The sequence below is a fragment of the Mesorhizobium sp. M0185 genome (genome assembly GCF_040322175.1).
Taxonomy (GTDB): Bacteria; Pseudomonadota; Alphaproteobacteria; order Rhizobiales; family Rhizobiaceae; genus Mesorhizobium.
This window is the reverse complement of sequence record NZ_JAMYSY010000054.1, coordinates 1-14,661: the sequence shown is the minus strand read 5'-3', so window position 1 is coordinate 14,661 and position 14,661 is coordinate 1. Positions and strand designations below refer to the sequence as shown.

Annotated in this window: 12 protein-coding genes and 2 pseudogenes; 10 read left to right on the top strand and 4 right to left on the bottom strand. The window is 60.5% G+C overall.

Annotation, left to right across the window (positions count from 1 at the left end; genetic code table 11):
* Positions 1-158 precede the first annotated feature (158 nt).
* The 3 genes from cysK to NKJ20_RS28790 all read right to left on the bottom strand — a co-directional run bounded on the left by cysK (position 159) and on the right by NKJ20_RS28790 (position 4,444).
* Positions 159-1,652 (bottom strand): cysteine synthase A, encoded by a 1,494-nt coding sequence (cysK, locus tag NKJ20_RS28800; protein ID WP_352748751.1) that lies wholly within the window; start codon positions 1,650-1,652, stop codon positions 159-161.
* A gap of 122 nt (positions 1,653-1,774) precedes the next feature.
* On the bottom strand, positions 1,775-2,950 hold the full coding sequence (locus tag NKJ20_RS28795; RefSeq protein WP_352748748.1) for an MFS transporter: 1,176 nt from the start codon (positions 2,948-2,950) through the stop codon (positions 1,775-1,777).
* Between the two features lie 207 nt (positions 2,951-3,157).
* Entirely contained in the window at positions 3,158-4,444 is a 1,287-nt protein-coding gene (locus NKJ20_RS28790) for an ROK family protein (RefSeq protein ID WP_352748746.1), read from the bottom strand.
* Between the two features lie 325 nt (positions 4,445-4,769).
* Between NKJ20_RS28790 and NKJ20_RS28785 the strand changes: the two genes are divergently transcribed.
* From NKJ20_RS28785 to NKJ20_RS28740, 10 genes and pseudogenes are all read left to right on the top strand, one after another.
* Complete coding sequence (locus NKJ20_RS28785) at positions 4,770-6,173, top strand: recombinase family protein (RefSeq protein WP_352748743.1); 1,404 nt, start codon at positions 4,770-4,772, stop codon at positions 6,171-6,173.
* A gap of 603 nt (positions 6,174-6,776) precedes the next feature.
* Positions 6,777-7,079, top strand: coding sequence for a hypothetical protein (locus NKJ20_RS28780; RefSeq protein WP_352748741.1), 303 nt, complete (start codon positions 6,777-6,779; stop codon positions 7,077-7,079).
* Positions 7,080-7,298: 219 nt separating this feature from the next.
* A complete protein-coding gene (locus NKJ20_RS28775) occupies positions 7,299-7,868 on the top strand; it encodes a hypothetical protein (protein WP_352450313.1) in 570 nt (189 codons plus the stop codon).
* Complete coding sequence (locus tag NKJ20_RS28770; RefSeq protein ID WP_352748738.1) at positions 7,865-8,572, top strand: hypothetical protein; 708 nt, start codon at positions 7,865-7,867, stop codon at positions 8,570-8,572. The genes NKJ20_RS28775 and NKJ20_RS28770 overlap by 4 nt, the downstream gene beginning before the upstream one ends.
* A 387-nt stretch (positions 8,573-8,959) precedes the next feature.
* Positions 8,960-9,265 (top strand): hypothetical protein, encoded by a 306-nt coding sequence (locus NKJ20_RS28765; RefSeq protein ID WP_352748735.1) that lies wholly within the window; start codon positions 8,960-8,962, stop codon positions 9,263-9,265.
* Positions 9,266-9,694: 429 nt separating this feature from the next.
* Entirely contained in the window at positions 9,695-10,897 is a 1,203-nt protein-coding gene (gene repA, locus NKJ20_RS28760) for a plasmid partitioning protein RepA (RefSeq protein WP_352450316.1), read from the top strand.
* Positions 10,898-10,971: 74 nt separating this feature from the next.
* Entirely contained in the window at positions 10,972-11,937 is a 966-nt protein-coding gene (gene repB, locus NKJ20_RS28755; protein ID WP_352748733.1) for a plasmid partitioning protein RepB, read from the top strand.
* Between the two features lie 156 nt (positions 11,938-12,093).
* Positions 12,094-13,299, top strand: coding sequence for a plasmid replication protein RepC (gene repC, locus NKJ20_RS28750; RefSeq protein WP_352748730.1), 1,206 nt, complete (start codon positions 12,094-12,096; stop codon positions 13,297-13,299).
* 176 nt (positions 13,300-13,475) lie between these two features.
* Complete coding sequence (locus tag NKJ20_RS28745) at positions 13,476-13,865, top strand: antitoxin Xre/MbcA/ParS toxin-binding domain-containing protein (RefSeq protein WP_352748787.1); 390 nt, start codon at positions 13,476-13,478, stop codon at positions 13,863-13,865.
* Positions 13,862-14,379: pseudogene (locus NKJ20_RS28740) on the top strand (RES family NAD+ phosphorylase). Before NKJ20_RS28745 ends, NKJ20_RS28740 begins: the two are co-directional and overlap by 4 nt.
* 133 nt (positions 14,380-14,512) lie before the next feature.
* On the opposite strand, the pseudogene NKJ20_RS28735 reads toward NKJ20_RS28740, so the two are convergent.
* A pseudogene (locus NKJ20_RS28735) lies at positions 14,513-14,661 on the bottom strand (integrase); the annotation flags it as partial.

Genomic DNA, 14,661 nt, shown 5'->3' with positions numbered 1-14,661 from the left:
GAGGTTTCCGCCTGCGCTGATTTGCTCTTCTCTTGGTGGGAAGGCCGACAAGGCCGACACGGACAAGTACAGATGAAAGCCGAGCCGGAACGGGATCACGCCCGTTCCGCTCGCTTGATGGTGGCGACGGCACTCTGAAAAGACCCGGAGGCGGGATCTCACGCTGCCGCGCGCACCCATCGAGGCAGCAGGCTCTCGGGATTTGCGCATGCGCCGGGCGTGTAGTTTGCGCCGACAAACTCCAGCCGGGCGGCGAGCGTGCCGTCCCGCCAGGCCGCAAGCGTATCCATGCAGCCACCGATATGCTCGCCGCCGACAAAGACCTGCGGAATTGTAGGCGAACCGATCCGGGCCCTCAGGGCCTTGCGGATTTCCCCGTCCAGGCCGTTCTTCTGGAATTCCGGAGTATCGATTTCGATGGACCTGTAGGCGATTCCGGCACGGTCGAAGAGCTTTCTTACCGTCCAGCAGAATTCGCACCATGTCAGCGCGAACATGACCACCGGACGCTCCGGATCATGGATCGCCTTGTCGACCATCGCATGCGCCGACTGATCGATTTGGATTTCGTTTACGGGTGCCGATGAAAGGGCGAAGGACGGCGGCCGGTCGAAGCGGTAGCCGGGTGTGGAGCGAGAGATCGCCTCTTCGGCGGGCGACATGTCCTCGCTGATGTGATCGAACAGGATCGTGCTGAGATACCGCTCACCCGTATCAGGCAACATACAGAGCACGTTCCGGTCCGGGCCGACGCGTCGAGCAATTTCCAGTGCCCCGCTCAAAGTTGCTCCGCCGGAGATGCCCGCCAGTATTCCTTCTTCCGTCGCAAGCCGGCGCGCGGTTTCCAGAGCGCTGGCGCCTGAAACGGGTATGATCTCGTCCACAAGATCGTCAGCCATCGCCTTGCCGACGATCTGCGGAATGAAATCAGGGCTCCACCCCTGCATCGGGTGTGGCCGGAACCGAGTATGCGCCCGAGTCGGCAGCCCCTGTTCATCGAAAGTTTGAGGAATGCCACTCGACAGCAGCGCCGAATTGTCGGGCTCGCAGACTATGATCCGCGTTTCCGGCCGCTCGCGCTTGAGCACTCGCGCCACACCGGCAAGTGTTCCGCCGGTCCCGGTGCCGGTGACCCAGTAGTCGAGTGGACGGTCCTGGAATGCCGCGATGATTTCGAGCGCTGTCATGCGGGCATGGACATCGGCGTTGACGGGCGTCTCGAATTGCCGGCAGAGGAACCAGCCGTGCGCTCCGGCCAGCTCGACCGCCTTGGCGAGCATGCCGCTGCCGCGCTCGACGGCAGGGGTCAACACGACCTTGGCACCGAAGAAACGTATCAGCTTGCGGCGTTCGAGGCTGGCGTTCTCCGGCATGACGATGACGAGAGGATAGCCTTTCCGCGCGCAAACCATGGCAAGTCCGATGCCCGTGTTGCCGCTCGTCGCCTCGATCACCGTCTGGCCAGGCCGAAGTGCACCGGAACTCTCCGCTTCTTCGATGATCGCGGCGGCAAGACGATCCTTGACCGAGCCGCCAGGATTGAACGCCTCGATCTTGGCATAGAGCGAAGCGGCACCATTGTTGATGCGGGAAAGGCGGACGACCGGCGTGTCGCCGATCGTGTCGAGAATGCTGTCGTAGATACTGCTCATCTCAGCTGTCCTTGCCTGGTGATGACGGTGCTCCGCCCTCTTCGATCTCTGAGGTTGGCAGGAAGGCCGTGGTTTGCAGCGTTCGAACCAACGTGGAATTAAGCGGAGTTTCGACGTTTGAATCAGCGGCTTATCGCAGGATCCGCAAGGCGGCCGCATGGGAACTGCGCTCTCGCGCCGGATGATGCCGCCAATACGCCCAGAACCACGAGATTGGCCGCGCCTGCGACAGATGCCACCAGGAAAGCGGGCCCATAGCTGCCGAAGCTGTCATAGACGAACCCGCCGAAATAGCCGGCCACGCCCATGCCCACCCAGGCGATCAGCATGACGATGCCGAGTGACTGGCCAAAGCGTTCGGCTGGCGCAAACTGGCGCACGCAAAGGATCAGGCACGTCATGTTCCCGGCAAAGCCGAAGCCGAAAACCGCCGACAGCGACAGCAGGCTCAATTGCTGGTCAAGCGCGGGAAAAATCGCAACGCATGCCGTCTGAATAAACGACGCCAGGGCGTAGGCAGAAAGGTTGCCTGCCCGGTCGGCGAGGAGCCCGAATGCGATCCGCCCGATGGCGCCGAACAGCATGGCGATCAACACGCTAAGCGATCCGACATCCGAAGACCCGCACACGGCCGTGACGAAACTCGTGAGGTGCATCAGCGGGACGCCCATGCAGGCGCAGCAAAGGAAGGCTGCGGCAGATAGCAGCGTCACCGGGGAAAGATGGCCACCTTGGAAGCCTGGCGTCGCTGAAAAACGCACCGGTGCGGCAAGGATCCGATCTACGGGCGGCGCCTGAACCGCCGGCATGAAGATCGCCAGCGCAGCCGTCGTCGCCACAGCCATGATCGCGTATGCGAGGCGCCAGCCGACACTGTCGATCAATGCATTTGCGGCGTAGGGCAGTATGCCCTGACCAAGGGCTCCGCCTGCTGTGACGATCCCTATCGCCAGGCCGCGCCGGCGGTCGAACCAGAGTCCGGTTACGCCAAGTACCGGCGCGTACAGACAGGCAAAACCTAGCCCGCCCAAAGCGAAGTTGGCCGCATAGATCTGCCAGAGCGAAGTGGCGAAGGAAAGCGCGGCGAGCGCGATCACCATGCCGGCCGAGCCGATGAATAGCAGTGTTCTGATATTCAAACGGTCCGCAAGCCGGCCCCAGAACAGCCCGCCCAGGGCCATGCCGACGCTCGATAGCGTGTAGGCAAGGCTTATATCGGCTCGCGACCAGCCAAACTCCGCCTCAAGCGGTCTGATGAAGACGGATGTGAGCGCCAGGCTGCCAAATCCGAAAGCCATGGCGGTCGTGGCGCCGGCCGCAGCCAACAGGCCGCGTAGCCGTCTTGCGCTGTCGGGAACCTCCCTGCCTCCAGTTGGTAATGATTGACGATTCGACATGTTCCTGCCCTCGAACGACCTCTTCGAGGCTGTCATCGGCCAGCGGTATGGAAGCAGGCGTGTGCGTCAGCGTGGAAAGCTCCAACGCGGGCCGTGGAAACGGCGGTACTAGATCGGAAGCTGCAGCAGCTCGGAAATCACCAGACCGGCTGCGCCAACGAGGGCGGCCCGGTCACCTGCATCGCCGGCAATGAATTCGATGGCGCCGCCCGGTCGTGACGGAACCATGGCGCGGACATGCTCCGCGATTGCGCCGAGCAGGCAATCGCCGCCGAGCACGACATCGCCATGCATGATGAAAATGTTGGGCGCCACCGTCTGCTGGAGATTGGCGATGCCTACGGCGACGTTGCGGGCATAGCGGTCGAGCAGCTCAGCCGCTCCCGGCAGCCGCCGCGCCGCCATGTCGACGAGGCGGGCCGAGTCGATCAGGTCTGGCTCGGGCAGAGCCGCGCGGGCGGCCTCGCGCCGGAGCCAGCTCAAGGTGGCAATGGTGTCCCAGCAGCCGCGCCTGCCACAGCGGCAGGGCTCGCCGTCGAGCTGCACGAAAGTGTGTCCGAGTTCGCCGCCTGCGCCTGCCGTGCCACGATAGAGGTGCCCGTCGAAATAGAGTGCGCCGCCCAGCACCTCGCCCGTGTAGACGACCGCGAATTGCCTGACGCCGCGCCCGGCGCCGAACCAGCGGTCGCCGACCAGCAAGGCGCGCGGATGATGGTCGAGTTTGACCGGCAGGCCGAAGCGTCGCCCGAGATCGTCGGCGAGCGGGTAGCGGTCGAGCGCCGGCGCGAGATTGACAGCGACGATCGACCCGCGATCGGTGTCAACCATGCCGCCGACGCCAACACCGATCCCGAGAGGCATGCGCCGCGCCCTGGAGAGAGTGTCGCCGACGCATTCGGCGATCGCCTCGATGATTGGCCGGACCGGCCCCCTGCCGTCCGGCAGGGCCATCTTGCGTTCCGATTCGATCTTGCCGTCGAGCGTCGCCACGCATGCATGCACGGCATCCGGCATCAGCAGCACACCGCAGATCGGACGGGCATTGGGCGAGAACCACAGCGGCCGGGCCGGCTTGCCGCCGCCCGGACTGGGAGGAACCGGGTCGCTCTCGACCAGCACCTGATCGTCGATCAGCGGCTGCACGATTCCGGAAATGGTGGTGCGGTTGACCCCGGCCAGGCGGGCTAGTTCAGCCCTGCTCGTCGGCCCAAGATCGAACAGGGCCTGCAGCACACGGCCGCGATTGGTCGAGCCGACCATCGAGGAGGACAGCAGCGCCTTGCGCCGGCGCGAAACCCGCTCCGCGCCGGACGCATCGCCGGGCGGCGTGAACAAAGCGCTGCGTCCGCCATTCGGGCGCCCATCGTCGGTATCGTCCATCGTCGGATTTTTCATACGGGGCATCCTGCCAGCTCTTCTAACCCAGGACCTTACCGGTTTCGAGCCCTTTGTGCGAGCAGGGAACAAACTCGTGCATTGCCAGGAAGGCAAGGACTTGCGCGAGTGCGGGGAAAAGCTGCCCCTTGATTCTGCTGCCAAAACCCCTTGGGCGCCCGCACCTCACCGCATCCCTTTTCCGGTCGTTGCGCTGTCCAATCATCCGTTTGCTAGGAGATCTGCGCTCCCAATTTCGTGGCCGCCGAATGGGAATTCACAGAATGCGACAGAGTTCTGAAAGACATTTCGTGTCTCTGGGGTTGTTCAAGCCCAAGGAGACCCCATGGCTTTCGAGTTGCAGACAGCGCCCCCTATCCGTGCGGCGCAGTACATTCGTATGTCCACTGAACATCAACGCTATTCGCTGGAGAACCAGGCGATGGCCATTACAGAGTACGCGGAGCGGCGCGGATACACTATCGTCCAAACCTACGAAGATGCTGGGAAAAGCGGCCTGAGCATAAGAGGTCGCGACGGACTGAAGCAGTTACTGGCCGATGTCATGACTGGCCAAAAGACTTTCTCGGCAATCCTCGTTCTTGACGTCAGCCGCTGGGGCCGCTTTCCGGATACGGATCAGTCCGCTCATTACGAGTTTCTCTGTCGTGACGCAGGCGTCGCGGTGGAATATTGCGGCGAACAATTCGAGAACGACGGCAGCATGGTCTCTGCAATCCTCAAGAATATGAAACGGGTGATGGCAAGCGAGTACAGCCGCGAGCTATCCGCAAAGGTCTCCAGAGCGCACCTGCAGCAGGCTCGTCTCGGATTCAGCCAGGGCGGACCTGTGCCCTACGGCGTCAGGCGACTGTTGCTGGATAAAGATGGGGAGCCCCGTTACCTTCTCGGCTCTGGAGAACAGAAAGGGCTCGCTGGCGACCGCGTTCTCCTTGTGCCCGGCCCGCCAAACGAAATCGAGCTTGTTAGGCGCATCTTCAACATGTTTGTTGCTGAAGGGCAGAGCATGGCCGGCATATCGGTTCGTCTGAACAAGGAAGGAGTGCCCTCCACATACGGCGATGTGTGGACGACCGGGCGCGTCGCATCCCTCCTCAAAAGCGAGTTGATGATAGGCTACTATGTCTACAACCGAACGTCGCACAGTATGAGTAGCCAATCCAAGCCAAACACTCCCGATAAATGGGTCCGAATCCGGGTCATGGAGCCGATTGTAACGGTTCAAATATTCGAGAGGGCGCAACTCGCAAGGGGAAAGCGCGGGTACACCTATACAAAGCTCGAAATGCTCAAAAACCTGAAGCGGCTATTGAAAGAGAAGAAACGACTCAGCCTCACCGTGATCAATGCTTGTCCGTATACTGCGTCGGGACAGTGCTATGTCCGGCTTTTCGGCAGCTTGAAGGCGGTCTATGCGGCGGTCGGCCACGTACCGGATCGGCGGGGAGCTCTGCGAAAGTACTCGGACGAAGAGCTTCTAGACGGATTTCGGCGGCTGCGCGCCGCTCACGGGCACCTCACATTGTCGCTGATTAATGCGGACTCCGATCTGCCCATATCTCGTGTGTTCAAAAAGCGGTTTGGCTCGATGGCCGCGGCCTATACGCTGGCTGGCTTTCCAGGACTGGAGTCGGAGCTAAAGCTGAGCGCGGTAGCGCGTATACGGCCCAGCGGCCCGGAAAGGCTGCGACGCGACGTCTCAAATGCTCAGGGCGAAAAAGGCGCATGATACGAACAGACCGAAGCTGCGGCTCTTCAATGAGGAGCCCCGACTCTGTTCCTCACGCAGCCGTCCCGCCGCTCCCACCTGATCTCGACTAGGGCGGCGGAACGGACGGTGCCAGCTCCTGCCCTACAGGCCCGCACCTCTCCCATGCGCTCTGAACGGATCAAACCGAAGCGCCATAACATCTGAACATAGACGGATTGGGGAGATCCCAGGGAGCGGTATGCTGAGATCGTGGCGGGGTCGAGCGGGCCATAGCTGGGAACCTTACCTGGATTGCGATATTTGCCTGCTCCTAGCGTCGAAGAGCCGTCCGGTTCACCAAATGCCAGGAAGATGGTGAAGCGTTCCTGCGCGGTCGTCTGCCCTGTGGAGAGGCCTTGCATGGAGAACCCGAGAATCAATGCAAGGTGCGCCGCACACCTGATGGCGCATTGCGATATGTCTGCGAGAGCCAGGCGCGGCCGCGAGACAACATGGCGACCGCGTTGACGCTCGCCTTCTTGCGGAGCGTGGCGGCAGATTTCGCCTGAGGCGTCAATACCGATTTCTGAGGATAGAAATCTCAGGGCGGATAGGCAAGCTGGCGGTGAGGAGTTGCCTGCCATGAGCACACTGACCTACCGACTTGCGGGGGACCACAGCGGAAACTGGATGGTTGTCTTTGAACCAGACGAATTGCATCTTTATATTGAATGTGTGGCACCGGGGACGAGCACCGACGCGACCAACTGGATCAGCGTTGATGATTTTTTTCGCACGGCGGCCGACCGGCTCTGCTCACACCCAAGCGATCGAACGCCTGGTCGAATTGCTGCGCCGCGCGCTCGACGGGGATTAGCTTCACTTCGCAATAATGCATTCCGCAACGTTGCCAGAACTCGATATTTTTTTCGGGAAAAACAGTAGGCGGAACTGCAATGTTTTTCGATGAAGGCGCCGAAATTCAAGACGGATCAGCGCAGCGGGATCGCCTTAAATTAAAACGCGGACTGCTCTATTCTGAATGCGGTCGAATTCTTATTGGGCCACGTAAGCTGCAAGGATTCTTGATTACTCTTTGACAGAACCGCACTCCCCGTGTAGGTGTCCGTGGTCCTCGGACAACGGACAGCGGATCGGAATCAAATGAAAAGCCAGGACATCGTCGTCCTGCTCAAGCTCATCAGCCTTCAGGAGCAGGAGAAAGAAAAAGGTGTCGAAACTCTGCGCTCAGAAGCGCAGGGCCAGGATCCATACTCGGTCCGCAATCTGGAGTCTTCTCTTGGCATAAGCAAGACGGAGGTCAATGCATCTATCAATCGAAGTCTTGCCTCCGGTATCGCGGCCAGGGATAGAGATACGGGCAGAGCGAAGCCGAGCCGCAGGAACCTGCAGAATTTCATCGTGCACGGGTTGAAGTTCGTTTTTCCAGCGAAGCCCGGAGCAATGCAGCGCGGAATCCCGACCGCTTTTGCGGCGCCCATCCTAAAGAACGTGCTAATAAGCGCTGGCAGCTACATCTATGTGTGGCCCTATGCCAGCGGCCGCGACATGGGACAATCGGTGACGCCGATGTTTAAAAGCGTTCCTGAAGCCGTTCAAAGGGATGATCGGCTGTACGAGTATCTTGCCCTTGCGGACGCAATAAGACTCGGAAACCAGCGCGAGGCTGGCCTCGCGGCGGAGCGTCTTGCGGAAAGGCTCGCGCAGAAATGACCAGCATCCAAGGCCAGCTACTAGCAATGCTAAGGGCTGTCGCGGAAGCTCTAGGCGATGACCTGCGCAAGCGTCTTGTGTTCGTCGGCGGATGTACGACCGCCCTTTTCATCACCGATGCCATCACGCTCGAGGATGTCAGGGCGACTGACGACGTCGACCTAATTGTCGATCTGGCCGGCTTTTCGGAATGGGCGCAGCTCCTGGAACGGCTTCGAGAGCGGGGTTTCTCGGAGTCACCCAACGACAGTGTCATTTGCCGAATGCATCTTGGCCGGCTCAAAGTCGACTTCATGCCGGACGATCCCAAAATCCTCGGATTCAGCAATCGTTGGTATGAAGCGGGTATTGAGACGGCGGTCGATTGTCCGTTGGACGATAAGCTCATCATCCGTCGCCTGACACCGGCACTCTTCGTCGCGACGAAGCTGGAGGCATACCTTGGCAGAGGTGGAAAGGATCTGCTTTCTAGCCGGGATGCCGAGGACATACTCTTGATCGTCGACGGTCGAGAAGAGTTGGTTGCTGAGCTGGGAGGCGCGGAAGACGAGGTCCGTACCTATGTCGGCGACCAGGTCAAAGACATGCTTGCAGCCCCAGATTTCGACGACTTTCTGGAAGGCAATATCAGAGGGCCGCAAGGCCGGGTCGAGATTGTGCGCCAGCGATTCATCGCGATAACCGAATATGCCAGCGGTGGCTGACCTGGTCTTCGAAGTCGACTGGACACCAAGCAAGACACAAGAACTCCGGACAACCGCGACCATGGTCGTGTCGGTACACGCGCTGGCTCCGCCCTATGATTCGTACTGGCAGCGATTCTGGTGCCTCGAGCCAGCTGCTCGTAGCGGCCTTAAAGCGCCGGCTGATGCGCTGCTTCGGGGCCGTTGACTAAGGACGAAAACGGTCCTGATGCGCAGCTTGAGGTTTCCGGCCTGTGGGCTGCGGATGTGAACGCGTGCCCGACGCCGTGGCGGCCCTCGCCGATCCGGTCGCGGTATCCTTCTGACGGCCCGGCGTTTATATTCACTCAGTTTGCAACTGGGCTTCTCCCGCACTTCTGCCCCGGGGAGCAGCACCGGTAGCGTGGTATGTTGAGCGATGAGGAGGACGACACCGAACTGCCGTGGGACCGGCGAGTCGGTGCTTTCGCCGGAAGGCACGGCGAACTCGACGACGCCGCTGCTGCCATGCTGACGCAGGTGCTCGAAGTCCAGTGCGCCACGGTGTTGAGAGAGCGAGCTTTGCCGCTATGGAGCGGGGAGCGTTCTCCGCATGAACTCGAGGCTGTCTCGTTCCGGAAAGTATGCTTCCAGATGTTGATCGGGCTTAACCTCGGCCTTGAGGAGGGCTTCACCCACTCCGTCAACGGTCTCCCCTCACGGCCCTCATTGTAGTCGTCTATTCCGATATCGGCCTCGCCCCCAGCCGGTCCGCTCCTCGAGCTGAAAGAGTCAGTCTGGCGTTGAGCAGCTTACCCTAACCGACAACGAACCCAACCGGCCACGTGCCATCGGATCCGGTGCCCTGCCCTGCCCGCCGGCACTTGCATCCCGCCTCTGAGTGTACCCGATTTACTGCCGTAAAATATGATCCTTATGACAGAGAAAACATGCCGTTAGCTTGGATAGCAAGACAGTACCGCGCTCAAAAAACTGAGCAGCTGCCTTCGTGATGGCAAGAGCAGCTGGCAGCAAGAAAAGCCGGTCAGTGACGTTAACCTTTTGTTAACCCAAAACTTCTTGCCGGAGCGGGCCGAATCGGAGCTTAATGGCGCTTGTTGGGTGAATTGCTCACAAAAAGCGCCAATTCAGGTTTCGACAGAAATGAACATCTCCATGCGGCTGCCACGCTTCGAGTTCGATGACAAGATCCTCGAGCAAGGCGCAGAGATATCGCGGCGGCTTAACCAGCTCCGTATGGAGAAGTTTCCGCCAAATGCGACAAAGACACTTCGCCCTTTTTCGCTGGCGGAAGTGGCCCACTACCTTGGGGTCTCGCAGAACAATCTCAAGCGCCTCCATCTGGAGGGCAAAGGCCCCCTGCCCGAGCAGATACCTTCCGGACGCCGTTCCTATACCGCCGAACAGATGCTTGAACTGCGCCATTTTCTGGATCGGCATGGCAGGACCGAGGTAAAAAAATACGTCCCGCACCGCAAGCCTGGAGACAAGCTCCAGGTGGTTGCTGTCGTCAATTTCAAGGGCGGCAGCGGCAAGACAACAACGGCTGCCCACCTCGCCCAGCACCTTGCGCTGACCGGGCACCGCGTGCTTGCCATCGATCTCGACCCGCAGGCGTCACTTTCGGCCCTGCATGGCTTCCAGCCGGAACTCGATCGCAATCTCTCTTTGTATGAGGCGATCCGGTACGACGACGAGCGCAAGCCGATATCCGACGTGATCGTGCCTACCAATTTTCCGGGCCTGGATATCATCCCGGCCAACCTCGAGCTGCAGGAGTATGAGTACGACACGCCGCTTGCCATGCAGGACAAATCGTCCAGCGTTGGCCGCCAGTTCTTCACCAGGATTGCAAAGGCCTTGTCCGAGGTCGACGAGCGCTATGATGTCGTCGTGGTCGATTGCCCGCCGCAACTTGGCTATCTCACCTTGACCGCCATGTCGGCGGCGACGTCGGTTCTCATCACCGTCCACCCCCAGATGCTCGACCTGATGTCGATGAGCCAGTTCCTGCTGATGCTCGGCGGCATATTGAAGACCATCAAGGCCGCCGGTGCTGCGATCGAGCTGGATTGGTTCCGCTATCTGATCACGCGCTACGAACCCACCGACATTCCCCAGGCACAGATGGTCGGCTTCATGCAATCGATGCTTGCCGGCCAGATCCTTGAGAATCCCATGCTCAAGTCGACGGCAATCTCGGATGCAGGACTGACGAAACAGACGCTCTACGAGGTGGAAAAGTCGTCTTTTACCCGTTCGACCTACGAACGGGCACTCGAATCGTTGGACGCGGTGAATTCCGAGATTGTCGCGCTCATCCATCGCGCATGGGGCCGGTCATGACGCATTTTACGGCAGTAAAAAATGGGGATTTTGCTCGTGAAATCAGCCGACTAGCTGCGAATCGGAGTGATTGAATGGCGCGCAAGGATGTATTCGGCAGCGTGATGGGCCCCGCGACGTCAGTCGCCGACAGCGGGGATGTCTCGGGCTATGCGGTTCGCGGGGCATCCCGGTCGATCATGCAGTCATTCGAGGAGCTCTCTAAGAGTTCGGTCGTCGATCTCGATCCGGCGTTGGTCGACACCTCATTCGTCTCGGACCGCATGGACGATGACGATGAAGCATTTCATGAGCTGCTGGCGGCGATTCGCGAGCGAGGGCAGGATTCTCCGATTCTGGTCAGGCCCCACCCGGACAGTTCCGGCCGGTTTCAGACCGTGTTCGGCCACAGGCGCGTCAAGGTCGCACGCCAGCTGGGCAGGCCCGTTCGTGCAGTCGTCAAGAAGATCGGCGATGAGGACCATGTCATCGCGCAGGGCCAGGAGAATGCTGCCAGGGCCAACCTGTCCTTCATCGAAAGGACGCTTTTTGCCGATCGCATTCTCAAGCGGGGCCATTCGCCGGACACCGTGAAGTCGGCCCTTGCGCTCGATGATACGACCTTCTCGAAGATGCGCTCCGTGACCAACAACATTCCCGAGCAGGTCATTGTGGCCGTCGGCGCCGCCAAGAGCATAGGCCGGGACCGCTGGTGGCAGCTTGCCAAGCTCATGGAGCATCCCGGGACCGCCGAGCGGGCGGCAGAGTACGTGACAAGTGCCGATTTCGCCGAACCGGGCAGTGACGCTCGTTTTGCTCGTCTGTTCGACTTTTTGAATGCGCCGGTGAAGCAGCCGCGAGCCGCATCGAAGCCTCAGGAAAAGGCCTGGGTGCCCCAGGACAAGTCGGTCCGAGCCAAGATCACCGACACGGGAAAGGTGTTTACGCTTTCCTTGAAGTCAAAGGATGCATCGCCCTTCGGCGCATTCATCGCCGAGAAGCTCGACGAGCTTTTCGAGGCTTTCAGGGCATCGGAAACGGCAAAGAAAACAGGAGACTGAAACCGCAAAAGAAAAAGGCCCCCGAACGTCACCGTCGCGGAAGCCCTTCTCAGGTCTGTAGCAAGCTGAGAATCGCATTTCCCCGAATCACTGTCAAGAGTCGTTGGCGTCGTTTCGACGAGCAGTTTTCTTTTGTCTGATTGAAAGGCGAGGGAAATGGAGAGTGGTTATGCGACGACGCCCTTTGGGCGGCGGCCGATGACGCTTGCCTTGGTGCAAGCGAACACGGCATCACGAAAGATTCCTGAAGGGGCCGCCGTCGAGAAATGGCAGGTGTATCGCTGGCTGTGCGAGGGCAAGACGATCGTAGGCGTGGGAGATCGCGCCCTGGCCGTCCTCAGCGGACTGCTGTCGTTCTATCCGGACGATCAGATCAGCGAAGAGAACGGGCTGATGGTCTATCCTTCGAACGCGCAGCTGTCACTGCGGGCGCACGGCATGGCCGATTCCACGCTGCGCAGGAACCTGGCCGAACTGGTCAATAGCGGACTGATCATCCGCCGAGACAGTCCAAACGGCAAACGGTTCGCTCGCAAGGCAAAGGGCGGCGCAGTCGAGGAGGCGTTCGGGTTCTCGCTGGCGCCACTGCTTGCACGGGCCGCGGAGTTTCAGCAGGCTGCCGAGCAGGTCCGCGCCGACAGCCGGGCGCTCAAATTGACGCGGGAGCGGATCACCCTCCACCGGCGCGACATTCACAAGCTGGTCGAAGCAGCGATCGACGAGGGCGCTCCTGGCGACTGGGGAACCATTTGGAGGCGGTTCAGAGCAATCGTGGATGCTATTCCTCGGCGGGCAGGGCTGTCGGAGCTGGAAGCGATTGTCGCGGAGCTCTCCTTGCTGCACGACGAAGTGGATATGATGCTGGAAAGCTTCATGAATTCCACGAATCCTAGCGGCAATGAGTCCCAAAACGAGCGGCAGCAATCTGATTCAAACACAGACTCCACTTTTGTATTTGAACCAGCTTTAGAACAAAGCAGGGCGACGGTCGAACCAAGAACGGCCTACGCCGAGAAGCCGAAAGGCTTCCCGATAGGACTTGTGCTGAAGGCCTGCCCCGAACTTGCCGACTATGCCGCCCACGGAATCGCAAGCTGGCGCGATTTGATGATTACCGCCGCCCAGGTGCGCGGCTACCTTGGCGTGTCGCCCTCGGCGTATGAGGAGGCTTGCCATGTGATGGGCCAGGAGGTCGCCGCGATCGTGATTGCCTGTATCCTGCAAAGGGCGCAGCATATCAACTCGGCCGGGGGCTATCTACGCGTGCTGACCGAAAAGGCGAGGGCAGGACAGTTCTCGGTCGGACCGATGCTGATGGCAGCACTCAAGGCCAATGGCACGACGGCAAGAATGACCGGCTAAGGGCTGAAAATTCTTGTGCGTAATGCTGCCGTTGCTGGTGGTCCGCGCGCGGTCGATGAGGCGGATGGCAAGCGGGTCGTATGAAATCAGAAGCGCGCCATGCGCCTGCGGGCTTGAACCAGTGGAAAAGCGCCCTTTGCACAGTGAAGGCGGCTGCTAATATGACAAGGAACTCGATGGGGCAGGCCCTCAAGAAATCCGGGCAGAATGAACCCCTGGTTTTGTCCTATATGGACCGGGCCGGGAAAATTGCTGTTGGCCAGGTGGCCGACAGCTTTGGAATGTCCAAGGGTCAGTTGGCTCAGACGGTCGGGCTTGCCCGTGAAACCCTCTATCGGCTGGAGCGCAGCCGCACGGCCAAGACGCAGGGCCGTCTGCGCGAGATGCTCGAGATCATCAGTCGCGTGACGGAATGGGCCGGAGGCAAGGAACAGGCCATGGCCTGGTACCGAGCCCAGCCGCTGCCGGCATTCGGTGGACGCACCGCCGAAGCCCTCGTGAAGGACGGCAAGGCAGCTGCTATTCGCGACTACCTCGATCACATGGCCCTGGTTGGCTTTGCTTGAGGTTTGTCGGAACCTGCTACAGGGCGCATGATCTACGTTTGGCATTCAAGCCGAGTTCCGGTGATGGAGCGGCGATCAGGGTGCTCGGTTCAATCCCAAAGGTGTGCCCGCGCTCTATCTGGCGCTGACCGTCATGACGGCAGTCAAGGAAGCCAACCAGGGCTTCGCGCATCGCATCGACCCCTGCGTGCTGTGCTCTTATGAGGTGGACTGCGAGGACATCACTGATCTGACGAGCGAGCAGGGCAGGGGAGAATCTTCTGTCACGCTTGCGGACATGGCCAGCGCCTGGGCCACGGCACTCAGTAACGGCGAGCGACCTGAATCCTGGTCCATCTATGACCGGCTGCGGCCTCAAGGCATCGCTGGAATTCTGGTGCCGAGTTTCGCTCCGGGCGCGGAGACGGAGGACCGCAATCTGGTGCTATGGGACTGGGGCCCGGATCTTCCGCACAAGGTGAACGCGTTCGATCCGAGCGGTCGGCTGCCGAAAGACCAGCTGTCCTGGCGATGAAACAGGCCGGATGGGCAGGGGCGGTCCCGAACGACAGAAGTGACCAATTCATTTAGCGAAAATGCCTGGTCAGGGTGCAAGTCCTGCGCGGATCCCGAGAGGCAAGAACGGCAGGGGAAGGGGCTTTGCCTCCTTAGAGGCCGGACGCCTTGGTCAGGTTGATGCGGAAGCGATCTCTGCGGCGCTGATAGCGGCGGGTCATCTCCGCGGAGGCATGGCCGAGCTGTTTTTGCACATAGCGTTCGTCGACCTCGGCCGACGAGGCGAGGCCGGCGCGCAGTG

Coding starts and splice junctions, on each gene's coding strand:
- cysK (WP_352748751.1), bottom strand. CDS start 1,652: ATGAGCAGTATCTACGACAGCATTCTCGACACGATCGGCGACACGCCG.
- NKJ20_RS28795 (WP_352748748.1), bottom strand. CDS start 2,950: ATGGCTTTCGGATTTGGCAGCCTGGCGCTCACATCCGTCTTCATCAGA.
- NKJ20_RS28790 (WP_352748746.1), bottom strand. CDS start 4,444: ATGAAAAATCCGACGATGGACGATACCGACGATGGGCGCCCGAATGGC.
- NKJ20_RS28785 (WP_352748743.1), top strand. CDS start 4,770: ATGGCTTTCGAGTTGCAGACAGCGCCCCCTATCCGTGCGGCGCAGTAC.
- NKJ20_RS28780 (WP_352748741.1), top strand. CDS start 6,777: ATGAGCACACTGACCTACCGACTTGCGGGGGACCACAGCGGAAACTGG.
- NKJ20_RS28775 (WP_352450313.1), top strand. CDS start 7,299: ATGAAAAGCCAGGACATCGTCGTCCTGCTCAAGCTCATCAGCCTTCAG.
- NKJ20_RS28770 (WP_352748738.1), top strand. CDS start 7,865: ATGACCAGCATCCAAGGCCAGCTACTAGCAATGCTAAGGGCTGTCGCG.
- NKJ20_RS28765 (WP_352748735.1), top strand. CDS start 8,960: ATGTTGAGCGATGAGGAGGACGACACCGAACTGCCGTGGGACCGGCGA.
- repA (WP_352450316.1), top strand. CDS start 9,695: ATGAACATCTCCATGCGGCTGCCACGCTTCGAGTTCGATGACAAGATC.
- repB (WP_352748733.1), top strand. CDS start 10,972: ATGGCGCGCAAGGATGTATTCGGCAGCGTGATGGGCCCCGCGACGTCA.
- repC (WP_352748730.1), top strand. CDS start 12,094: ATGGAGAGTGGTTATGCGACGACGCCCTTTGGGCGGCGGCCGATGACG.
- NKJ20_RS28745 (WP_352748787.1), top strand. CDS start 13,476: ATGGGGCAGGCCCTCAAGAAATCCGGGCAGAATGAACCCCTGGTTTTG.